The following is an 18,540-nucleotide window of genomic DNA, read 5'->3' as shown; positions in this document are numbered from 1 at the left end:
AACCCCTTCCCCCACCCCTGCGTTCGTCGGCACCCGGAGGGCCGACCTGGTCAGACCGTCCATCTCGCATCACAAGGGGTTTTCGCATGCGCCGTTCCACCACGACCGCCCTCGCTCTGAGCGCCCTCACCGTCCTCGCCCTGACGGGCTGCTCCCGCAGTACCGAGCCCGCCGACACCTCGGCAGCGTCCTCTGCACCCGCACATCGGGGTGGTAACAGCGCCTCCGCGTCCGCGCCGCTCTCGTCGGCCAAGCTGAACGAGCGGCTGCTGAACGAGAGCGACCTGGGCGAGGGCTACACCCGCAAGCCCCAGGCCGCTGACCAGCACGACGACGTCACCGTCATCGGCTGCCCGGCGCTGGAGAAGCTCGGCAGCGACGCGGCCACCGGGGCCACCCTCGACTTCACCCGCACGGCGAAGGCGTCCTTCACCTACGCCGGCAGCACCAACTCCGAGGTGAGCGAGGAGCTGTACAGCGACAGCGCGACGAAGCTGTCCAACGGGATCGGGAAGGTCTTCAACGCGATGGTCTCCTGCCCGTCCTACCAGGTGGCGTCGGGCAGCACCGTCATCGACATGGGCACGCAGAAGACGGCCGCGCCGGACCTCGGCGACGAGCAGTGGAGCCAGCTGCTCACCTACTCCGCCGGCGGGCAGCGCAGCGTCGTCAAGCAGACGGCGATCCGCTCCGGCAACGTCCTGGTGATCGTCTCCGGCTCGCCGGGCCTCGTGGACGCCCACCTGGACAAGGCCCTCGCCAAGGCCCGCACCGCACACTGACCCGCTCCACCGTCCGAAACCCCGGTGTCCGGGCCTGTCCGTCCGACAGGCCCGGACACCGGGGTTTCGGCTTATGAGCCGATCAGCCCGCCAGGCGCAGTTCGCCGGGCTCGTAGCGCAGTTGGAATGTCTGCGCGTGCTCCCCGTCCATCCAGTACAGGGTCATGGTCGAGAGCATGCTTCTTTTCACATACCGGGTTCGTGAGGGCATTCCTTCGTCCTGTTCGACGATCCAGGATTCCACCCGTTCCGGCAGGCTGAACCTCAACGCGTATACGTCCGGGTGCTCGGCCGAGCGCAGTTCCCAGACGGGATGCGAAGCCGACTGAGGCAGTCGCCGCACGCGCACGGCGTGCGTGGGGTGTTCTCTCGCGTAATTCACGAACCCGTACAGGTCATTCGACGCCAGCCCCAGAACGAACGGTGCTGCGGGAAAGGCCAGCACAAGACCCAACGTGGACCGGCTGTGCAGCGCCTGGGCGAGTTCATCGAGCGGCTCGCGGAATTGATCGGGCAGGTATGCGTCCTCGGCGTACATATCCAGCAGTGGGCCACGAAGGTACGCGCGTATCTGGTGCACCTTCGGCCTCTCGCCCGCGGGCGCGGCTTCGAGCGCTGCATGAATCGTGTCGGCCGCGATCCGGACAAGGTCCCGCAGTACGGCGAAGTCCGGAGCGGAGAGGTCGATCAGGGATATCTGATGGGCCAGCGCGTAGTCCTGGGCTTCCTTGCTGAAGCCCGACGTGGAGAAGATCGCGTAGTTGTAGCGGTACCGCGTCCTCGGCCGGCCCGTACCCGCAGCGGTGAGCGTAGTGGTCTCGCCTTCGTTCACGTCGTGAATCACGCCGTGACCGTTGCGCACGGTCGGCAGACCTACGCGCGTCGAGGTCAGATACTTCGCCTCGACGAACAGGCGGACAGGCAGCGAGAACGGCGGGACGTACCGGAACTGCCCGAGCGCGTCGACCTGATGCCACGCCCCACGCCCACGGACCAGCAAGCCATTCTTGTCCTCTTTAAGGACCTTCCAAGGCTCTTTGTCCTTATCGTCGTCGGCCGTGAGCACCTCGAAGCCGCTGGATCGCAGCAACCAGGCCAGCACCTCCTCCAGGAGGTAGCCGCGCAGTGGTCCTTTGCCTATCAGTTTGACTGCCACGGGAGCGATCCTATTCAGGGCCCGGACCCTGGATTCACGGCGCTGCCGCCTCCCCGACACGGGTACGGCGAAGGCCCGGTGGTTCCACCCCCCGAGGGGAGAGTGGAACCACCGGGCCTGGAGGGGCGGGCATCACCCCGTGTAACCAACGTTCTTCGACCGCCCGCGATCGTCGTCAGCTGCGGTGGACGACCGTGAGGCGGTCCTCCGCGCCTTCGGGCAGCCTCCGGCGCGGCACCGGGCCGGGTGCCGCGAGCGAGGAGGCGAAGGCTGCGACCAGCTCGTGCGGGGCGCTCGCACTGAAGCTCGCACACCACAGGTACGGCGCTCCCAGCACGGGTTCCGCCCATGCCTGCCACCCCAGAAGGTCGTCCCGGGGGTCGGCGTCGTGGATGAGCGGCGGAAGCATCTCGAGCGAGACGCTGGCGGAGAAGCCGGGGTCCGTCGCGGTCGTGCGGGGGCGGTCCATGTCGCGCAGCCAGCCCCGCGCGCCGAGCGCGGTGAGCACCGACTCGGCGCCCTCGAACCCGGCATCGGGTGTGGCGCAGGCGTCGAGTGCGAGCAGGAGGTCGGCGAGGGCCTCGTGCGGGACGCCGGCAGTGAAGTAGGCGTTCCACTCGGTCATCGCCGAGGCGGCGTGGGGACGGGCCGACAGCTGCCAGGCCACCGGGAGGCCGCCCAGCTCGAACGGGTAGGCGGCGAGGATCCACTCGGCGCCGCGCAGTCCGTCCGGACTCACGTAGAGCAGGGTGTTGCGGGAGGTCGGCCACATGCGCCAGCCGAGGCCAGTCAGGGTGTCGCCGATCCGCTCGGCAAGGGCTCCGTCATCGCCGGCCAGGTGGCGCGGGGTGACCCAGTACAGCGGGTCCGGCGAATCGGGGCGGGAGGGCTCGATGGGGTGGTGCGGGTGCAGGGGCGCCTCCGTAAGTTCGGGGATGAATCACTGGCCGGTGTTCGGCCCGGTCGCGCCGCGTCGGCGGCGCCGGGGTGCCTCGACCGGCTCCTGCCAGGTCAGAGCCACAGCCACCGCAGGCGGCAGGGGGCCGAACTGCTCGGCCTCCTCGGACTCGGCGATGTAGACCATCGGCCGACCGCGCTCGTCGACCGTGTTGTGTACAGCGCCCAGGCGGTGGGCCATGGGGAAGAACGGGTTGATGGCGAGCCGGACAGGCGTGTCACGGTCGCAGGCGGACAGCAGGTCGAGGATGTCGCCGACGGTCATCTCGGGCGAGTGCGGGTCCAAGGCGTTCTCCTAGCGGTGGCGGACAGGGCCGCGAGAGCAGAGGCAGCGTACGCGTCACGTACGGAGGGAAGGGGACTGCAGGTCACAGGGGCCGGGAGGTGGCCATGATCCGGGCCACGACAGCGGCGACGATCTCCGCCGGCGTGTCCGTACCGAAGGCCATCCGGTACCCCGGCACATCCGCGGTACCGGTGACGGCGATCACCCAGCCCTCGCCCGTCACCCAGTCCTCGTCGGCGCCGCCGGGCCGGCCGTCGGGGAAGTAGCCGAGATAGAACCGGCCGTCGCGCGAGCTGACGTGCACATCGGCCCGGTCATCCACGATGTGGGTGAAGTCGGCGTCCGTGAACTGGTCGATCACCTCCATCGGCTGGCCGGCACCCAACTTCCAGGAGCGGAGCCGCAGGGCCGCGACCGTCGTGGCGAATCCAGGTTGCGCCGCATTCAATGCCACAGCCTCACCTATCTGACCTGGGGTTTTCCGGGAAGGTCGTTTAGGTTGACATGCCGTGGCAGCGTCCACCAGTCCTTTGGGCGATCTTCCTTGTCTGCCACCGGCGAACTTGTCCGTTGTCACCCAAACCAGTCGTTCTGACTACGGACACAGGCCAAGAGCGCTTTGGGATGACGGGGCCATCGCGTCCGCTCACCGGCAGGCGAACAGGGTCCGTACCCGAAAGGATGAACGCACCCTCGTGCCACGCCACCGCCCTCAGCCAACCCATATCTTTGCGGTAGGCCCGGCGGATGCGAGACCGCAACCACTATGCAGAGCAGCGCTGGCACCTACGGCGCACACGCACTGCGCAGGCGGCACAGAACGATCGTGCTGCCGACTCTGAGTGGTCACCACTCCGCCGGGCCGCACACGCAACAGGGACGTACGAGGCACGGACAATCGTCGCCTGGCGCCCATGCCCCGCCCTTCCCTCCTCACGGATACGGGCTCCGCGAGGAGGGAAGGACTGCGAGATGGAACCCGACTTCGCACGCTACGACGCCCTGATAATGGACTGGGACGGGACGCTCGTCGATTCGCAGCCCCTGAATTTCCGTTCCCTGGCCGCCGCATTGGCGCCGCACGGAGTCGCCCTGGATCAGCTCTGGTACCGGGCGCGCCTCGGGGCCTCCGGCGACGATCTGCTGACACAACTGGGTGTCAGCGCCCCTTTCGATGACATCCTCAAGCACTGCGGAGAGCTGATCATCCGAGACATCCACTCGTTAGTGCAGTTCAGCACCGTAGTCCAGTGGGTCAAGCAGGGGCGGGAGATGGGCCTTCGCTGCGCGGTGGCGTCCGGAGGCGGTGACGAAGTCGTGCGCGCCGGCTTGGCCGCGACCGGCCTAGAGCCACTATTCGACGCCATCGTCACCCGCCGTGACGCGGTGCGCGGAAAGCCTGCCCCTGACCTGTTTCTCACGGCTGCGGACCGCTTGGGTGTCACCCCCGACCGGTGCCTCGTGGTGGAGGACGCTGATGAAGGTCTCGCCGCGGCCCGCGCCGCCGGTATGGACGCGATCGATGTACGACCGTTGACGACATCCTCGTGGTGACGCCACTGGATCGCAGCACACGTGGACTTTCCGTACAGGACCCCTGACGGCTCGACAGGCAAGGGCGATGGGTGACACGCGGACATCGCGAACTTGAGCCCCAGCAAGCGACGTGAGGTCGGTCACGGACAAACTAGAGCCAAAGCGGCAGCGGACACCGAGGCGCGTAGACCCTCGGCGCCACTGGCCAGCGGAATTCCATCATGACCCTTTTAAGTTGGTTCATACCTCTTGAGCAGGTACACGCCAAAGTAGATCCATTTCGGATACCTTCCGTGCATGACGACTCATGCTCAGTTCCTGGCCTTCTCCAGCCCGCTGTGGGCGCTTCTGACGGTGCTGTTCTCGGTGGCCCTGACCCACCCCGAACCCCAGGTGAGAGCGCGCGCCGAACGGCTCCTGGCGATCTTCTTCCGAGTCCGGTAAGCCCCAGACGTCCTCCGGAGCCGAGGCAGCACGATCGGATGGAGCACTTGATGCGAGTCGATCGGGCTGTCCGTGCCCCGCGCCCACGCAAAGGCCCCCGGAATCATCGTGATTCCGGGGGCCTTCAGCCGTGTGGCGGGAAAGGTTACTTCTCGTCGGTGGAGTCGTCCGTACGACGTCGGCGGGCCGCGTAGAGGGCACCTCCGCCGGCGGCGATCAGCACTCCGGCGCCGCCGATCATCCACGGGGTGGCGTCCGCGCCGGTGTGCGCGAGCGAGCCCGCAGGGGTGGGGGCCGCGGTGCTCGACGCGGTCTCGTCGGTGGTCGGGGTATCCGAAGCCGAAGCCGACGCAGCCGGGGTGCCCTCGTCCTTGCCGGGCTTGTCCGGCGTGGGCCGGTCACTCGGCTTGTCGGTGGGCTTGTCGCTCGGCTTGTCGGTGGGCTTCTCCGTGGGCGGCGGGGTGGTGGCGGTCTTGGCGTTGGTGACGGTCACCGTCACGGGATCGCCCGGCTTGGCCTTGAACGCCTTCGACGGCTTGTAGATCTCGTAGCCGTCGGGCGCCTTGACTTGCTTGACCCAGAAGTCGCTGCTGGTACGGGAATTGATGGGCAGCTTGCCGCTTGCCGTGCCGTCGGAGCCGGTCGTCAGCGTCAGGAGGATCTTGTCGCCGCTGCCGATGTTGACCGTGGATCCGGCCAGCAGCTTGCCGGTCTTGTCGTCCTTGGCCTTCAACAGGACCGAGGCGTCCTTGAACGGATCCACGATCGTCAGCGGCGTATCGACGCCGGGAGTGACGATCACGTCCTGGTCGTCGACAGTGTCATGCAACGGGCTGCCGCTGGAGGTCTCCTTGAGGCGGTAGACGCCGGGAGCGAGGTCCTTCAGAGCGAGCTTCCCCTGGGCGTTGGTCTTGCCGCTGGCAGCCTCCTTCCCTGCGGAGTCGAAGAGAGTGAAGGCCGCCCCGGCGAGGACGTCGCCGCCGGGGTCCTTTTTCAGGATGGCCACGCCGCCGGACTCCGTCTCGGCCGCGCTCTTCGGAGTCGAGGACGCGGAAGTGGACGGGGTGGGATCGGGGCTCTGGGCCGAGGCGGTCGGCGCCCAGCACAGGCTGCCGGTCACCGTGGCGGCGACGGCGACAGCGGCTGGAAGGGTGCGAACGGAGCGGATGCGCAAGTAGGGACTCTCCAAGGGAACACGTGCGGTTGATGGAGCAGGGTGGTGATTCAGCGGGAGCGGCCAGGCGCCGGACGCGGAGGTGTTGTTGCCGGGGAGGCCGGCGAACGGGAAGGCACAGTGATCGCGTATCTGCGGGCTGCGGCACGGACGAGCTGCTGTTGCTGCTGCACGGGCAGCTGCTCGATGCCGGACAGACCCTGGGCTATGGCCAGACCGAAGGGTGAGCCGGCGTCGAGGCCAGCGGCCTGCACGATCTGCGCTGCGGCCTCGGCTTCGACCAGAACGCCGTAGGTACTGGGGACACCGAGCATGTGCTCGACGTGGTCGCGGGCACCGCCGAGGACTTCGGTAAGCGAGACGTCGTCATCATTCAGACAGTCCTCGACGATGTCGAAGAGGGTCAGCGTCGCGCTATGCAGCCGGTCACGGAACTCAGGGTCGGTGATCCAGAATCCGTTCGGGCCCGACGGCGGAGGCGGGCCGGAGACCGCGGTGGCCGGCGGCAGTGGCTGTCGGTGCGAGGGGAACCATCGAGGCGGGGATATCGGGAACTCCGTGGCGAGGTGGGTGGTCAGCGGCTGCGGGGCGAAAACCCGGTGGTGGGTGTGGGCTGGGCGACCGGTCGGGCTGGCGGTCGGGACACGGCAGGCTGCGGGAACCAGAAGCGGGCGTACTGCTCGATCGCGGTGCGCAGCCCCGTGCCGTCCGCGCCGTGCCACGGCGGCTGGCTGCTGTTGGCGTGCCAGTCACGGATGACGGCGTATCCGTCGCGGCCGGCCACGAGGTCACGGACGGTGTCGCGGCGTTCGAAGGTGCCGTGGTCGGCGAAGCGAAGGATCGCGGTGTCGAGGACACTCTGCTCGGGGTGAAAGACGCGTAGGCGCAGTCCGTCGTACTCGCCATGGCGGATGGCCGGGGCGAAGTCGATCCGCAGCCGCAGCACCGAGTTCGGCTGCGGGGCTGCGTACAGGGCGTCGCCCACGATGGCGTACTGGTAGAAGGACATTTCGAGGACGTCATCGAAGAACTGCTGTGCGTGAAGGGGCACATGACCTCACAGGCAAAGGGGCGATCTGGCAGGTCAGCGGCGCGGGCTGGAGGGACGCGCGGGCAAAATCGCCGAAGGAGTCGTCGTCGTGCTCCAGCGCGGGACGCTGCGCGTGGTCAGCGCGGGACGCCGTCTCGGCGCGGTGCGGTGGACGTCGAGAGGTGTGGGCACCTGGGGCGGCGGCGGTGTGACGGGCACGAGCTGGGCGTGATCACGCAGTCCGCGCGACAGGAAATCCTTCCAGCGCGGCAGCGGCGCGGGGTCGGACACGCTCTGGGTGATGGCCTTCACCAGCGGGGTCGGGGTGTTGGTGGACGCGGTGGCGTACCAGCGGGCGTATCCGTTCTTCGGGCCGCCCCACATGTACCAGCGGGCCTCCAGCGTGGTGAGTTCCCTCTCCGCGTCGAGCCGGCCGGTGGCGTATTCCAGGCCGGCCATCCCGTCCGGGGTCTGCAGTTCCATCACACCCCACCGTGGATGCTGGATCTGCCAGCCGCGGTTGATCAGAGGGGCGACCGCGTCGAAGGCTGCGAGTTCGGGATCCGTGGGATCGGGCCGGGCGAGATAGTGCTCGGTCCCGTCCTGGTATGCCTGGGCCAGGGCCGTGGTGAAGGCGGTGACGAACTCGGTGGGGCAGCTGTCGTTGAAGCTGACGCCCCAGGCGGGCGGCCCGAAGCGATCCACATAGGCGTTGATCCGCCACAGTCCGTCGTCGTCGCCCTCGGGCAGGAAGCCGAGACGGACCTTGTGGTCAGGGGCGTTGAGGTAAGCGTTGCCGAGGTCGTCGTGGGTCAGCTCCCAGCCGAGCTGCATCAAGGGCTCAAGGGCGGGGTCGCCGATGCCGGTGGTGCCGGCCAGGTAGCGGGGGAAGACGTAGACATCGCCGTCGATGTCGAGGTCGGGATCGGTCAATTGGACATCCGGGAGGTTCGGGGCGGGCGCGGGGAGGCTCTAGGCGGGGGTGACCTGAACGGCCAGGTGCCGGTACGCCTCGGTGGAGCGGGCTTGCGCGTCTGCGGCGCTGGCGCCGGTGGTGATCAGGTAGCCGATGCGGGCGGTGAACATGTCGCCGCCGTCCTGCGGCAGGACGAGGCGGTCGCCGACTTCCCGCTGGAAGCTGATGCGCTCGAGCCAGGGGAAGTCGTCGTCGAGGCGGCGCTCGGTGAGGGTGCCGGAGTAGGCGGGGTAGACCAGTCGGATCGCCGCCGCCCCACTGCGTGTCGAAGTGAGGTCGGGAGCCAGTCCGCAGGCCACGTCAGCGGCGGCGCGGGGCAGGTCGACGCCGGTGGCCAGGCTCACCAGGTGGCCGATCATGTCGCCGCCCAGGCGGGCGTTGACCTCGACCAGGCGCGGGCGCCCGTCCACCAGGCGCATCTCGACGTGCTGGACGCCGTCGGTGATGCCGAGCGCCTTGACCGCTGCCGCGGCGACGGGGGCGACCTGGGCGAGCAGTGGGTCGGCCGCGTCGACGCAGTGGGCGACCTCTTCGAAGAACGGCGGGTCGCCAAGGGTCTTGCGGGTGACGGCGACCGCGGTGGTGTGGCCGCGGTAGGTAACACACTCGACGCTCACTTCCGGACCGTCGAGGAATTCCTCCACCAGGACGTGGGTGCTTTCGATTCCCTCGCGCGCTCCCGCCGAGGCGAACTCGAAGCCGGCGGGCAGTTCCTCCGCACGGTTCACGCGGATGACGCCGATGCTGGCGGCGCGGGCAGCGGGCTTGAGGACGATGGGGTAGCCGATGGTCTCGGCGGCAAGCGCTGCCTCCAGCAGTGTGCGTGCGGTCATGGAGGAGGCCGAGGGGACCCCGTGACGGGCGAACAAGGTGCGGGCGGTGGCCTTGTTGCGGGCCGCCTCCATCACCTCCGGGCTGTTCGTGGGCAGGCCGAGCCGGCGTGCGAGGCGGGCGGTCTGGGTGAGGTACCACTCGGTCCACGTCGCCACGCCGGCCAGCTGGTGGCGGTCGGCCAGGGCCCGGCCGGCCTGGGTGAGCGCCTGGGCGTCGTCGGGGTCGGCGATCTCGAAGTCGCTGATGAATTCCTTTTCCCACGTGGGCTCGCCGGGGGTGATCAGCACGATGTCGTAGGAGGCGGCGACGCTTTCGAGACAGTAGCCGCGGTATGCCTGCGCCTCCGGACCGGAGGTCGTCGTGACGAGGATGGTGCGAGAGGGCAAGGGCACTCCAAGGTGGTTGGTCTGAGGCGTAGTTGAGAGGGCGCGCTGGGGTTCAGGGGGTGCGGCGGCGGCGCAGCTCGAAGGCGGGAGCCCAGTGGGGGTGGTCCTCGATCAACTTGCGGGCGTAGAACGCGGTGTAGTTGTTGTTGAGGCCGCGCACGCCCTGGGGCAGCCGCCACCGCAGTTCTTCGAAGAGGCCCTTGAGCCCGATGCGGGTGGCGCCGGCGGCTATCCGCTCGGCGGTCAGCCGCTCCAGGGCCCGGTAGACGTAGGGGTGCTCGCAGTCGAAGGCCAGGAACTGGTCGGTGAGCGTGGGCCGGGAGCCGGCGCGAAGCGAGGGACGAAACACCGGCAGTACGGTCTGGGTCGCCGTGGCGTCGGTCGTGGGCATCGGATGAATCTCCAAGGTGAACGGTGGGGCGGCCGGCAGGTCAGGCGAGGGAGGTGCGCAGGCCGGGAAGGGTGCGCAGACGCGCGAAGGCGATGAACAGGCCCAGGGCCTGCAGAACGGCGCAGCCGGTGATCACGTGGCCGAGCAGGGTGGGCGGCACAGCGGCAATGAGGATGCCGGCCACCGGAAAGGGCAGCAGGAGGACGAGGATCGTCAACGAGAGGGTGCTGCCGAACACCTCGGCCGGGATGAGGTGGGAGCGCAGGGTGCGCAGTACGACGGTCATGCCGCCCTCGCTGGCCATGAGCACCGCGATCAGCACGAGGTACGCGGTGTAGGTGTGGGTCAGTGAGACGGCCAGGCAGGCACTGGCCGCGATGGAGGCGGAGAGGGCACCGACCGGCCATAGGCCCCACCGGTCGATGGCGCGTCGGCAGACGGCGACCGTGACCAGTGTTGCTGCGGCGGCAACGGACCAGATCACACCCACGTCCGCGCTGGAGTGTCCGAGCTGTTTGACCACGATCACCGGGGCCGCGGCCTGGAGGAGGCCGACCGCCAAGTTCGACAGGGTCAGCCCGGTGATCAGCCAGGCCAGCGCGGGGAGCGACTTGAGCGTGGTCCAGCCGGTGTGGAGCCCCTTGAGGATGGGCTCCGGAGCGGTGGTGCGCTGCTGGGCGGGTTGACGGGGGGCGAACGCGCAGGCGAGGAGGGAGAAGGCGGCGATCGTGGTCAGCATCCCGGATGCCCCGGCCTGCTCCAGGAGCAGGCCGGCGAGTGCGGGGCCGGCCAGGGTGCCGACCTGGTCGATGCCGAGCAGTACGGACTGCACGCGGTGGGCACGCTCGCCGGCCGCCCGGCTGGCCACGCCGCCCGCGGTTTCGGCGGCGATGTAGGAGAACTCTGTGAGCACGCCGGTCAGAGCGGCGAGTGCCATGACCGTGATGGTGGTGCTGAGACCGCCCTGCAGTTCGGGCAGAGCCAGCGCGGCGGCCAGGACGACGGCTGCTCGTGTCCCGGAGGCGAGGCGGAAGACGCGGGTGGTGCCGTAGCGGTCGGTCATCGCCCCGGCGAGAGCGAAAGCGCCGAGGCGCGGGATCCACTCCAGCGCGAACGCAAGACCGGTCAGTGCGGCGGAGTTGGTGGTGGCGAGCACCAGCAGGGGGATGCCGTACGTGGTCATGGCGAACGCGCCGGCGTCCATGCTGCGGGGCAGGTAGATGCCGCGCAGCAGGGTGGGGACCGGGCGGCGGGCATGCCGCGGTCCGACACGGGTTCTCACGCAGCGCGCCCGCCTTCCGCCGGCTCCTGAGAGGAGCGGGCGTCGGCGTGGTGCAGGGCGCGGGGGTTGGACTGCAGCCAGTCGGTCAGGGCGTTACGAGGTGCCGATGGCTCCGGCGTCGGCCCGCTCGGGTGCTGGTCGCGGCTGGGCAGCTGGAGGGTGTGCTGAACCCGGGTGACGAAGTCGACGGTGACGGCGGGGAAATGGCGGGCGCGGGCCCAGCGGGCCGCGGTGTCGTAAACCTCGGCGAGGGCCTCGCCGCTCTCGGTGAGCCGGTAGCGGTCGGGGGTCGTTTCGTCGGAGTGGACCAGGTGGAGGGCGCGGGCGGTGTCGATGGCGTGGCGCAGTTGCCCGGGAGTGAGGTCGCCGAAGGCACCTTGCAGGCTGCCGCGCCGGTGGCTGATGGGACCGTTGTCGTCGATCTCGGTGATCAGGCGTATCAGGCCCGGCAGGGTGAGGGTCCGAATGGCGCGGCGTTCGTGCAGGAGGCTGTCGGGCAGGGCGCGGGTCATCGGCGCGGGCCTCCTGTCGGGGAGACCGGACGGGCGGGTATCTGGTGGGAGAAGAGGTCGCCCGTCTTCCACGCCGGGCTGTCCGGGGCCGTGGTGGTCAGGGCGGGGCTGACGGACCGTACTGCGGTAGCTGCAGGTGTCGGACGCCGCGACGGGGTGGTCGCCCAGGGGCCGGAACGGTTCTGCGACGGGGCCAGGCCCTGCCCCCGAGGCCGACGGGCATCGGTCTCGGCGGGCGGGCCGGCGGCCCAGGCGGAGATCGCCTGGAAGACGGGGGAAAGTTCCCGGCCGCTGGCGGACAGCTGGTAATCGCCGGAGCCGCTGGCCGTGATGAGGCCGTCGGCGGCCAGGCGCTCCAACGGCTTGTAGACGGCGGTCAGCCCGTAGCCGGGCATGGCTTCGGTGGCCAGAGTCTTGGCGGTCGCGCTGCCCCGGGCCTGCAGGGACCACAGGATCGGGGTGGCGTGCCGCGGCGCGATCAGGGCGAGCGCATCGTCGATGTTCTGGGCCGGCGGGACCCGCTCGGGCTCCATCTCACCGGTGGTCTTGTTGGAGACCAGGCCCTTCTCCAGATACGTGTCGCCCCAGGACGCGATCGTGGCGAGGACCGGCATCAGCGCAGCGCCGCGACTGGCGAGGCCGTAGGTGACGTGGCGCGGGGCGTACTCCGTGCGCTCGACCACGCCGGCGCTGGTGAGGTGGCGCAGCCGGGGATGGAGCTGGCCGTCCGCGAGCCACGGGAGCCGGGGCTTGATCTCGGCGTAGCGCAGCGTTTGCGAGGAGAGGGTCATCAGCACCCACACGCTCCAGCGCGGGGCGAGGAGATCCAGGGTCTTGGTGACGCCGGAGAGGTCGTGCGATGCGGAGGGGGGCGGCGCGGTGGTGGCCAAGGAAGGGGCTCCTCAAGCGGTACGAGTGGATCAGCGGGTGCGGGAGGCGGCGGCCGTCGGGACCGCGGGCACGGGCGGAGCCGGGGGTTGGGTGTCCGGGGCCGTGGCGCGGCGCAGGCCGCCCAGGACCGCGCCGGTGCTCTTGGCGTAGGCGTCGCGGGTGGCGACGGACTCCGCGATGCGGCGGGCGCAGTCGAGGATGTGGCCGGCGTCGAACCGGCCGATCTCCCTGTCGGGGGCGGTGAGTTCGCGCAGGCGTTCCAGCTGGAAGGCGATGTTGCGTTCGGCGAAGGCCAGGGCGCTGTGGTTGCCGGTCAGAGCGGCGAGCAGGGTGCTCGCGGGGACGTCGGCGAGTGCTTCGAGTTCAGCGAGCGGCTGTCCGTACAGCGACTCGATGCGCTGGGCGATGATCTGGGAAACGGCGTGGGCGGGGTCGTCTGGCTGGGGCAATCGGTGTGGCTTTCAGGGGCGTCGGGCCCGCACCGCCCCGGCTCGGGCTCCGGCCTGGGCGGGCGGCGCTGTGGCAGTGACCTTGGGTCCCAGCCCGGCACGCGGAACGTTCGGGTGGCTCGGCGGCGGCATGGTGAGGAGCAGCTCGTCGAGGGCGAATCCGTAGAGGTCGCAATTAGCCTCAGCGGCCTCAATCCACTGGTCGTGACGGTGCAAGTCGTCGCTAGACAGCTCGCCCATCTGGCAGTCGGACTCGGCGATGTTGTGCACCCGCTCCAGATGCTCCTCGGCGACGGCGAGGAAGCTCCGCAGCTCCAGTGCGCGCTGGAGTGCGGCATTCGCCTCACCGCAGGCTGACTGCGCGTACAGCGCGTCTACTTCGGCGCCGAACGCTTCCTGCAGTGCCGCATCGCGGCTGGTCGATTTGTCGATGACGCTCACCGTGCTGCCCCTCGCGCTGTCGTGTTCCGCGCGCTGGGCAGCGTGGGCGGGGAGGTGGGCAGGGCCGGAGCACGGCGGGCTGCGGGGGACGCGCCGCGCCACGTGCCGGGGCCTCGCTTACCGGGTGCGTTGGGGTCGAGGAGGTAGTTCACGACCATGGCGCGGCCGTCGCGGGAGGCGACAGCGGAGTTGACCTGGTGGGCCAACTCCATGACGGGATCGTCGAGTACGTCGGCCGGCTGGGTGCCCAGCGCCTCGACGAGCGCGTCTTCCGCGGTGTCGAGTGCCCGCTGCGTTTCGGTGAGCAGGCCGTGCCAGTGCACGAGGGTGGTGGCCTCGGGGTTGGCCTGCGGTGCCGCCTCAACCGCCCGGCGCAGGTCGGCGAGCGGCATCTGGAATCGGTCCTCGATGCGCTCGGTGAGGACGCTCATCACGTCTTCGCTGGTGTCGGGCACAGCGTGGCTCCCTTCATTTCGAGGATTCCGGTGCAGGAATGGGAAATTGGGGCACGGCTGGTTAGTCCAGGCACATGTAGACGGCCCGGTAGACGTACGTGCCGGACACCCAGCCCGTTACGCCGGTCTTCTTGTCCGTGACGTAGACCCACGAGCCGGTCTTGGTCTTCTTGTGGATGGTGAACTTGTGGGTCCGGTAGAGGACTCCGGCGGCGGTCGACTTCGACGACGCCTTCGAGCGGATGGTGACCGCGCTGGTCCCGTGCACCTTGTACGGGTCTGCCTTATGGCACGAGGCGGAGGCAGCGACGGCGCCCGGAGCTGCGGCGTTGGCGGCCGTAGCGGTGACGGCGGGCAGCGCGAGTGCCGCACAGACCGCTGCGGCAGCGGCAACGCGAGTAATACGCACGGAGTTTGTCCTAACTGGCGATGGAGAGGGAATGCGGAAATAGCCCCAGGCGGATGCCGTACGGGCTGATAACAAGAGTCCGCAGAATCCCCGGTTTCGGTAACCGGGGATTGCGTGCTATGTTCCGCGCCGCCTCACCCGCGTTCCGCGGCATTCCGTCGGTTTCGAAGAGAGAAAGCCGTGTGCGCTGAGGGGAGTTCAGCGGCTCGGTCCGCGCGGCGGTGCGGGGCGGGCCGGCACGCCGGGCGCCCCAACAGTGGTGTGCCGGGCCGCAGGTGAGGCCGCGGGCAGCGGCGGCTTGTCGCCCCTCCAGTGCGCTTCCCACCACTGGGTGGCGGCCTCGAACGTCTGGAAGCCCCCTTCGCGCAGCGTGTGTGTCCATGCGTCGCTGTCGACCTCTTCGAGCAGCACGCGGAAGGGCAGCGTCGCCTTCTCGTCGAGGGCCCGCAGCAGCACGGTGGTCTCGATCGGCTCGCTGTCGTACGTGTAGCTGGTGAGCAGCGCGAAGTGGTCGCCGTCACTGCGCAGACGCTTCTCCAGCACGCGGGTGGCGTCGTTCGCGGGGGCGGTGCCCATACCGTCGGGCAGGAGGATCTCCTCATCGGGGCAGCCGCGGGCGACGAGCCAGGACTGCGCCATGGACGGCAGTGGCAGCATCTCGCTGGCGAAACGGAAGGTGTGGGTCGCCGGGTCGCGCTTGAGGTGCAGGGCGGCGATCTGGGGTTCCCCGGGGATACCCCAGGTGACGGCCCGGTTGTGCATGACGAAGAAGCTGTGCTCTCCGTCGGCGCTGTGGTGCTCGGCGAGCACGGTCATATCGTCCTGCTCGATGCCGATGCTCCCCCAGAACTGATCGGCGACATGGCTGTTGACGGCTTCGTATCCGTCGAGACGGAAGTCGGGTTCGTAGCTGGGCATCGCGGCTTTCGTTCGATGACGCCTGGGCGCTGTGCGCGTGGCGCGCACGGCGCCGTTCAGCGGCGGGGACGGGAAACGGCTGGAAAGGCCGGGGGCGGAGATGCGGGAGCGGTACTGGGTGGGCCGGCGCGGCGGGGAGCGGTCAGGGCGGCGCGGCCGGCGTCGGTGAGGGTGACGGGCTGTCCGGCCTGCATCGGGTGCGAGATGTCGCGCTCCACGAGGCCGTTCGCCTCCAGGCGCTGCAGCTGGGCGTAGGAAATGCGGGTGCGCGTGGGCGTCGCCACGGCCAGCCGGTGGGTGACGAGGTGTTCGTGGAGCTTGGCGCCCTGGGCGATGGCCAGCAGGGCCGCGACGTCCTTGGTCGGGATCTGTCGGGGCACCTGCCGGGGAGCGCCGGCCTCGATCGGCTCCAGCGCCGCGGCTGCCGTGGTCTGCTTCGCCTCTCGTACGCGGGCGGCTTGAGCCAGCTGGTCGAGGGTGCGGTCGATCCGGGCGAACAGTGCCTGATCCACGGGCAAATCGCTGGAGGCGAGGCGGGCGAGCCGGACGCGGTAGAAGCCGACGTCCCGCTCGGCCGCCACGAGGTCGCGGTGAGCATCTGCCAAGGCGGCATGCGGTGCGTCGAGGAGACCGTCGTCGCGGTGCTGCCGCAGCTCCTCGACGCTCCGGCCCACCGCGATCTCGATCCGGTGATCGAGGGCGGTGCGGGTGGGCCGGCCGGGAGGGGATGAGGTCATGGCGGAGGGATTTCTGGATCCGGAGCAGACGCGTCCAGAGCGACGCGGACCTCGACGTACGCGCCGTCGCGGGTGTGCCGGGCCGGGCCCAGCCTGTCCATGAGGCGGAGCATCGCTGTGTTGGACGCCTGTGTGAACGCGGCGAGGGTGTGCGCTCCGCTCGCGCGGGCGACGGCCGATGCCTGCCAGGCCAGGGCCGTGCCGATGCCCTGACGGTGCCGGTCGTCGGCGACTTGCAGTCCGAGGTCGGCGACGCCTGGCTCCCGGCTGACGGGCCCGACGCAGACGAGGGCCAGTGGCCGCCCGTCGGCGCCGAGTCCGATCCAGCATTTCGCCTGGTCCAGCAGTCGTGTCAGGTCACGAGGCAGGAGGCGAGTTCGGCCCCAGCGGCGCAGCAGGTTCGCCTCGGAGCATTGCGTGTGGAAGGCGGCGACCAGGTCCCCGTCCGCGGCCGTCACCAGGCGCGTCTGCGCAAGGGCGGGGTGCGTCAGCAGGGTCAGTCCGCGAGGGCGGCCAGCAGGTCGGCGCGCCGGAATGCCCGGTAGCGACTGCCGTCGGCCGCCCGCGGCCTGTGGGACTGAACGCCGAAGGAGCGCCGCAGGATCAGGGACAGCCGCAACGCGTTGAGGTCGGCGTAGCGCCAGCGCGTATCGGCGTGACCGGGCAGTTCACGCAGGCGCTCGACCAGCTCCGCGGAGCTGACGTACTCCGGGGAGCCGTGGGCGTCGAAGACATCGAGGCAGGCATGGACGATGGTCTGCGGGCGGCTGGGACAGGACAGGAAGTCCTCGACCGCTTCCTCGTGGAGGTCGTCGAATTCGTCCATGCCCTCCAGGTCCTCGAAGTCGTCGAAGCCCTCGAAGTCCGGGTCGAAGTCGGGCTCGCCGTCCTCCGCCGGGTCGTACTCACCCGGCGGTTCTGGCTCGAACGCGGAGGCGCAGCAGCAGGAGGTGGACAGCAGTGCGCTCAGCTCGGCCCCCGCTGCCATGCGCTCGACGAGCAGGTCGGTCAGCGTGTCCAGCTGCTCGCCGGCGCTGATCCCGGGCAGGTTGGCGGCGGCCAGCTCGGCGAGCTGCCGGTCGAGTTCCTGGGTTTCGACGAACAAGTCGAGGATGGCGCGGTGGTGCGGGTTCTCGGTGACCTCGGCCGGTGCCAGTACGGCGGCGGCGATCTGGTCGATCAGGGTGGGGAACTGCGTCAACGAACAGGGCCCTTCAGGGTTGGGGAGGCGGGTCGGGGAAGGCCGGGCATCGCATAGGGCGGTGGACCTGGCTTAGGTACGGGCTGGCGCGTGGTCAGCTGCGGTGAGCGGGTGCGAGCGGCGTGGGTGCGCTCTCCGAGCGGGCGCCGCCTGATGCCCAGGCGGGCACGGGCGGTGTCGTACACGTCGTGTGCCTCGCGCGGACGTACGGCCACGACGTGGATCTCGGTGGTGTGCGTGGAGTTCGCGGGCGCCGGCCGCTGGGCGTAGACGATGCGCCAGGCGTTGCGGTGATCGACGTAGACCTTGCGGCATCCGACGAGATCGCGGGTGAGCTTGGTGCCGAAGAGGCGGGCGTCGACCACGTCCTGGAGCTGGGCGAGGGCCAGGTCCCGGATGTCGCTGGGGGCTTGGAGCAGGTCGGTCAGGGCGCGGGGGTCGAAGGAGAGGCCGAAGGCCGGCCGGTCCTCGCGGCCCGTCATCCGTCGGCCTGGCCGAGTTCGCTGTTCTCCTCGGTCTCCTCGGGCTCCTCGGTCGTGGTGGTGGTCCGGTTCGAAGGCGGCGGGCTGGGCAGCAGGCGGTGCGCGGGCCGGTCCGGGTCGGTCATGCACGCGGACAGCGGACCGCCGGCCGCCCGCACGGTGGCCATGGCGTGGGTGAGGAAGTCCCGGTGCCAGACGAACAGACCGGCCGGCCCCGCCTCCGGGTCCTTGTGCTGCTGGTAGGCGAGCCACAGGGCGTGGAGCCAGGCGACGACATCCGCGTGTTCCTGCCACTGCTCGCACCACGGGGCGGCGGTCGTGACCTCCGCCCCGTAGACCCGGACGAGGAAGTCATCCACCCAGTCGGACAAGGAGTCCAGTTCGTCCTCGTACTCCTCGCCCTCCAGCTCAAGGATCGGGCGGGGCTCGGGCGGGGCGGCGGGAGACGGCAGGCCCGCGAACCCCGACATGCCCGGCATCCCGAAGGCGCCGAATGGCGAGTCCGCAGGCGGTGGCGCGGAGGCGAGGCTGTCGAGCTGGCGGGCCTGCTCCGCGGACTGATCCAGCAGTTTGCGGACGCTCGCCTCGATGCTTTCCAGGTCGGAGTCCGGAAGCCGGACCGGTTCCGTCTCCCCGTCGTCCGGGGGATTTATGGATTCAGGCACGAAAAGGGGCCTCCTTGAGCCGCAGCCATAGGGCGTGAATTACGGCTCCTACCATCCGGAGAATCCCCGGTTTCGGTAACCGGTACTTGGCTGCTATAACTCTTCGAGCGGCACGAGCGGGCACATACAGAGCGCGCTCCGAGCCA

At 69.7% G+C, this 18,540-nt stretch carries 27 protein-coding genes; 4 read left to right on the top strand and 23 right to left on the bottom strand.

Annotation, left to right across the window (positions count from 1 at the left end):
* The first annotated feature begins 86 nt into the window (after positions 1-86).
* On the top strand, positions 87-782 hold the full coding sequence (locus tag OG306_RS29740; protein ID WP_371665788.1) for a hypothetical protein: 696 nt from the start codon (positions 87-89) through the stop codon (positions 780-782).
* Between the two features lie 82 nt (positions 783-864).
* On the opposite strand, the gene OG306_RS29735 is transcribed toward OG306_RS29740, so the two are convergent.
* The 4 genes from OG306_RS29735 to OG306_RS29720 all read right to left on the bottom strand — a co-directional run bounded on the left by OG306_RS29735 (position 865) and on the right by OG306_RS29720 (position 3,635).
* Positions 865-1,938: a hypothetical protein gene (locus tag OG306_RS29735; protein WP_371665787.1), complete on the bottom strand. Its 1,074-nt coding sequence runs from the start codon at positions 1,936-1,938 to the stop codon at positions 865-867.
* A 175-nt stretch (positions 1,939-2,113) separates the two neighbouring features.
* Positions 2,114-2,800: a DUF317 domain-containing protein gene (locus tag OG306_RS29730; protein WP_371666283.1), complete on the bottom strand. Its 687-nt coding sequence runs from the start codon at positions 2,798-2,800 to the stop codon at positions 2,114-2,116.
* A gap of 78 nt (positions 2,801-2,878) precedes the next feature.
* Positions 2,879-3,160, bottom strand: coding sequence for a hypothetical protein (locus OG306_RS29725; RefSeq protein WP_097921556.1), 282 nt, complete (start codon positions 3,158-3,160; stop codon positions 2,879-2,881).
* A gap of 103 nt (positions 3,161-3,263) precedes the next feature.
* The gene (locus tag OG306_RS29720) at positions 3,264-3,635 is read right to left on the bottom strand and encodes a DUF317 domain-containing protein (RefSeq protein ID WP_053928719.1); all 372 of its coding nucleotides are present in this window, start codon (positions 3,633-3,635) and stop codon (positions 3,264-3,266) included.
* 518 nt (positions 3,636-4,153) lie between these two features.
* On the opposite strand from OG306_RS29720, the gene OG306_RS29715 reads away from it, so the two are divergent.
* Both OG306_RS29715 and OG306_RS29710 read left to right on the top strand, forming a co-directional pair.
* A complete protein-coding gene (locus OG306_RS29715) occupies positions 4,154-4,735 on the top strand; it encodes an HAD family hydrolase (RefSeq protein ID WP_371665786.1) in 582 nt (193 codons plus the stop codon).
* Positions 4,736-5,014: 279 nt separating this feature from the next.
* Entirely contained in the window at positions 5,015-5,161 is a 147-nt protein-coding gene (locus OG306_RS29710; RefSeq protein ID WP_371665785.1) for a hypothetical protein, read from the top strand.
* Positions 5,162-5,306: 145 nt separating this feature from the next.
* On the opposite strand, the gene OG306_RS29705 is transcribed toward OG306_RS29710, so the two are convergent.
* Positions 5,307-6,167, bottom strand: a complete 861-nt coding sequence (locus OG306_RS29705) for a SpaA isopeptide-forming pilin-related protein (protein ID WP_371665784.1) — start codon at positions 6,165-6,167, stop codon at positions 5,307-5,309.
* On the opposite strand from OG306_RS29705, the gene OG306_RS29700 reads away from it, so the two are divergent.
* On the top strand, positions 6,160-6,339 hold the full coding sequence (locus OG306_RS29700) for a hypothetical protein (protein ID WP_371665783.1): 180 nt from the start codon (positions 6,160-6,162) through the stop codon (positions 6,337-6,339). The genes OG306_RS29705 and OG306_RS29700 overlap by 8 nt on opposite strands.
* A 46-nt stretch (positions 6,340-6,385) precedes the next feature.
* On the opposite strand, the gene OG306_RS29695 is transcribed toward OG306_RS29700, so the two are convergent.
* From OG306_RS29695 to OG306_RS29610, 18 genes are all read right to left on the bottom strand, one after another.
* Positions 6,386-6,649: a hypothetical protein gene (locus OG306_RS29695; RefSeq protein ID WP_371665782.1), complete on the bottom strand. Its 264-nt coding sequence runs from the start codon at positions 6,647-6,649 to the stop codon at positions 6,386-6,388.
* 260 nt (positions 6,650-6,909) lie between these two features.
* The gene (locus OG306_RS29690; RefSeq protein ID WP_371665781.1) at positions 6,910-7,386 is read right to left on the bottom strand and encodes a hypothetical protein; all 477 of its coding nucleotides are present in this window, start codon (positions 7,384-7,386) and stop codon (positions 6,910-6,912) included.
* Positions 7,387-7,419: 33 nt separating this feature from the next.
* Complete coding sequence (locus tag OG306_RS29685) at positions 7,420-8,298, bottom strand: DUF317 domain-containing protein (protein WP_371665780.1); 879 nt, start codon at positions 8,296-8,298, stop codon at positions 7,420-7,422.
* Positions 8,299-8,337: 39 nt separating this feature from the next.
* Entirely contained in the window at positions 8,338-9,561 is a 1,224-nt protein-coding gene (locus OG306_RS29680) for an ATP-grasp domain-containing protein (protein WP_371665779.1), read from the bottom strand.
* 52 nt (positions 9,562-9,613) lie between these two features.
* Positions 9,614-9,952 carry a hypothetical protein gene (locus tag OG306_RS29675; RefSeq protein ID WP_097242940.1) on the bottom strand — a complete coding sequence of 113 codons (339 nt, stop codon included), beginning with the start codon at positions 9,950-9,952 and terminating at the stop codon, positions 9,614-9,616.
* Between the two features lie 40 nt (positions 9,953-9,992).
* Positions 9,993-11,234, bottom strand: a complete 1,242-nt coding sequence (locus tag OG306_RS29670) for an MFS transporter (protein ID WP_371665778.1) — start codon at positions 11,232-11,234, stop codon at positions 9,993-9,995.
* Positions 11,231-11,746, bottom strand: coding sequence for a hypothetical protein (locus OG306_RS29665; protein ID WP_371665777.1), 516 nt, complete (start codon positions 11,744-11,746; stop codon positions 11,231-11,233). Before OG306_RS29665 ends, OG306_RS29670 begins: the two co-directional genes overlap by 4 nt.
* Positions 11,743-12,636, bottom strand: a complete 894-nt coding sequence (locus OG306_RS29660; RefSeq protein ID WP_371665776.1) for a winged helix-turn-helix transcriptional regulator — start codon at positions 12,634-12,636, stop codon at positions 11,743-11,745. Before OG306_RS29660 ends, OG306_RS29665 begins: the two co-directional genes overlap by 4 nt.
* 30 nt (positions 12,637-12,666) lie before the next feature.
* On the bottom strand, positions 12,667-13,086 hold the full coding sequence (locus OG306_RS29655) for a hypothetical protein (RefSeq protein ID WP_371665775.1): 420 nt from the start codon (positions 13,084-13,086) through the stop codon (positions 12,667-12,669).
* 12 nt (positions 13,087-13,098) lie between these two features.
* Positions 13,099-13,527 carry a hypothetical protein gene (locus tag OG306_RS29650; RefSeq protein WP_371665774.1) on the bottom strand — a complete coding sequence of 143 codons (429 nt, stop codon included), beginning with the start codon at positions 13,525-13,527 and terminating at the stop codon, positions 13,099-13,101.
* Positions 13,524-13,982, bottom strand: a complete 459-nt coding sequence (locus tag OG306_RS29645; protein WP_371665773.1) for a hypothetical protein — start codon at positions 13,980-13,982, stop codon at positions 13,524-13,526. The genes OG306_RS29650 and OG306_RS29645 overlap by 4 nt, the downstream gene beginning before the upstream one ends.
* A gap of 61 nt (positions 13,983-14,043) precedes the next feature.
* A complete protein-coding gene (locus OG306_RS29640; protein ID WP_371665772.1) occupies positions 14,044-14,391 on the bottom strand; it encodes an SH3 domain-containing protein in 348 nt (115 codons plus the stop codon).
* Positions 14,392-14,589: 198 nt separating this feature from the next.
* Positions 14,590-15,309: a hypothetical protein gene (locus OG306_RS29635; RefSeq protein WP_371665771.1), complete on the bottom strand. Its 720-nt coding sequence runs from the start codon at positions 15,307-15,309 to the stop codon at positions 14,590-14,592.
* A 56-nt stretch (positions 15,310-15,365) separates the two neighbouring features.
* Positions 15,366-16,046, bottom strand: a complete 681-nt coding sequence (locus OG306_RS29630) for a hypothetical protein (RefSeq protein ID WP_371665770.1) — start codon at positions 16,044-16,046, stop codon at positions 15,366-15,368.
* The gene (locus tag OG306_RS29625; RefSeq protein WP_371665769.1) at positions 16,043-16,504 is read right to left on the bottom strand and encodes a GNAT family N-acetyltransferase; all 462 of its coding nucleotides are present in this window, start codon (positions 16,502-16,504) and stop codon (positions 16,043-16,045) included. The genes OG306_RS29630 and OG306_RS29625 overlap by 4 nt, the downstream gene beginning before the upstream one ends.
* 38 nt (positions 16,505-16,542) lie before the next feature.
* Entirely contained in the window at positions 16,543-17,247 is a 705-nt protein-coding gene (locus OG306_RS29620; RefSeq protein WP_371665768.1) for a DUF3631 domain-containing protein, read from the bottom strand.
* Positions 17,244-17,729, bottom strand: a complete 486-nt coding sequence (locus tag OG306_RS29615) for a hypothetical protein (protein ID WP_371665767.1) — start codon at positions 17,727-17,729, stop codon at positions 17,244-17,246. The genes OG306_RS29620 and OG306_RS29615 overlap by 4 nt, the downstream gene beginning before the upstream one ends.
* Entirely contained in the window at positions 17,726-18,394 is a 669-nt protein-coding gene (locus OG306_RS29610; RefSeq protein WP_371665766.1) for a DUF4913 domain-containing protein, read from the bottom strand. The genes OG306_RS29615 and OG306_RS29610 overlap by 4 nt, the downstream gene beginning before the upstream one ends.
* Between the last annotated feature and the right edge of the window lie 146 nt (positions 18,395-18,540).

Source organism: Streptomyces sp. NBC_01241 (assembly GCF_041435435.1).
In the GTDB taxonomy this organism is placed as follows: Bacteria; Actinomycetota; Actinomycetes; order Streptomycetales; family Streptomycetaceae; genus Streptomyces.
The sequence above is the reverse complement of the archived record's forward strand: the minus strand, read 5'-3'. Positions and strand labels throughout refer to the sequence as shown.

What these genes read in the sequence shown, in the direction of transcription:
- OG306_RS29740 (WP_371665788.1), top strand. Translation starts at nt 87, where the DNA reads ATGCGCCGTTCCACCACGACCGCCCTCGCTCTGAGCGCCCTCACCGTC.
- OG306_RS29725 (WP_097921556.1), bottom strand. Translation starts at nt 3,160, where the DNA reads ATGACCGTCGGCGACATCCTCGACCTGCTGTCCGCCTGCGACCGTGAC.
- OG306_RS29715 (WP_371665786.1), top strand. Translation starts at nt 4,154, where the DNA reads ATGGAACCCGACTTCGCACGCTACGACGCCCTGATAATGGACTGGGAC.
- OG306_RS29710 (WP_371665785.1), top strand. Translation starts at nt 5,015, where the DNA reads ATGACGACTCATGCTCAGTTCCTGGCCTTCTCCAGCCCGCTGTGGGCG.
- OG306_RS29700 (WP_371665783.1), top strand. Translation starts at nt 6,160, where the DNA reads ATGGCCACGCCGCCGGACTCCGTCTCGGCCGCGCTCTTCGGAGTCGAG.
- OG306_RS29695 (WP_371665782.1), bottom strand. Translation starts at nt 6,649, where the DNA reads ATGCTCGGTGTCCCCAGTACCTACGGCGTTCTGGTCGAAGCCGAGGCC.
- OG306_RS29675 (WP_097242940.1), bottom strand. Translation starts at nt 9,952, where the DNA reads ATGCCCACGACCGACGCCACGGCGACCCAGACCGTACTGCCGGTGTTT.
- OG306_RS29665 (WP_371665777.1), bottom strand. Translation starts at nt 11,746, where the DNA reads ATGACCCGCGCCCTGCCCGACAGCCTCCTGCACGAACGCCGCGCCATT.
- OG306_RS29635 (WP_371665771.1), bottom strand. Translation starts at nt 15,309, where the DNA reads ATGCCCAGCTACGAACCCGACTTCCGTCTCGACGGATACGAAGCCGTC.
- OG306_RS29630 (WP_371665770.1), bottom strand. Translation starts at nt 16,046, where the DNA reads ATGACCTCATCCCCTCCCGGCCGGCCCACCCGCACCGCCCTCGATCAC.
- OG306_RS29615 (WP_371665767.1), bottom strand. Translation starts at nt 17,729, where the DNA reads ATGACGGGCCGCGAGGACCGGCCGGCCTTCGGCCTCTCCTTCGACCCC.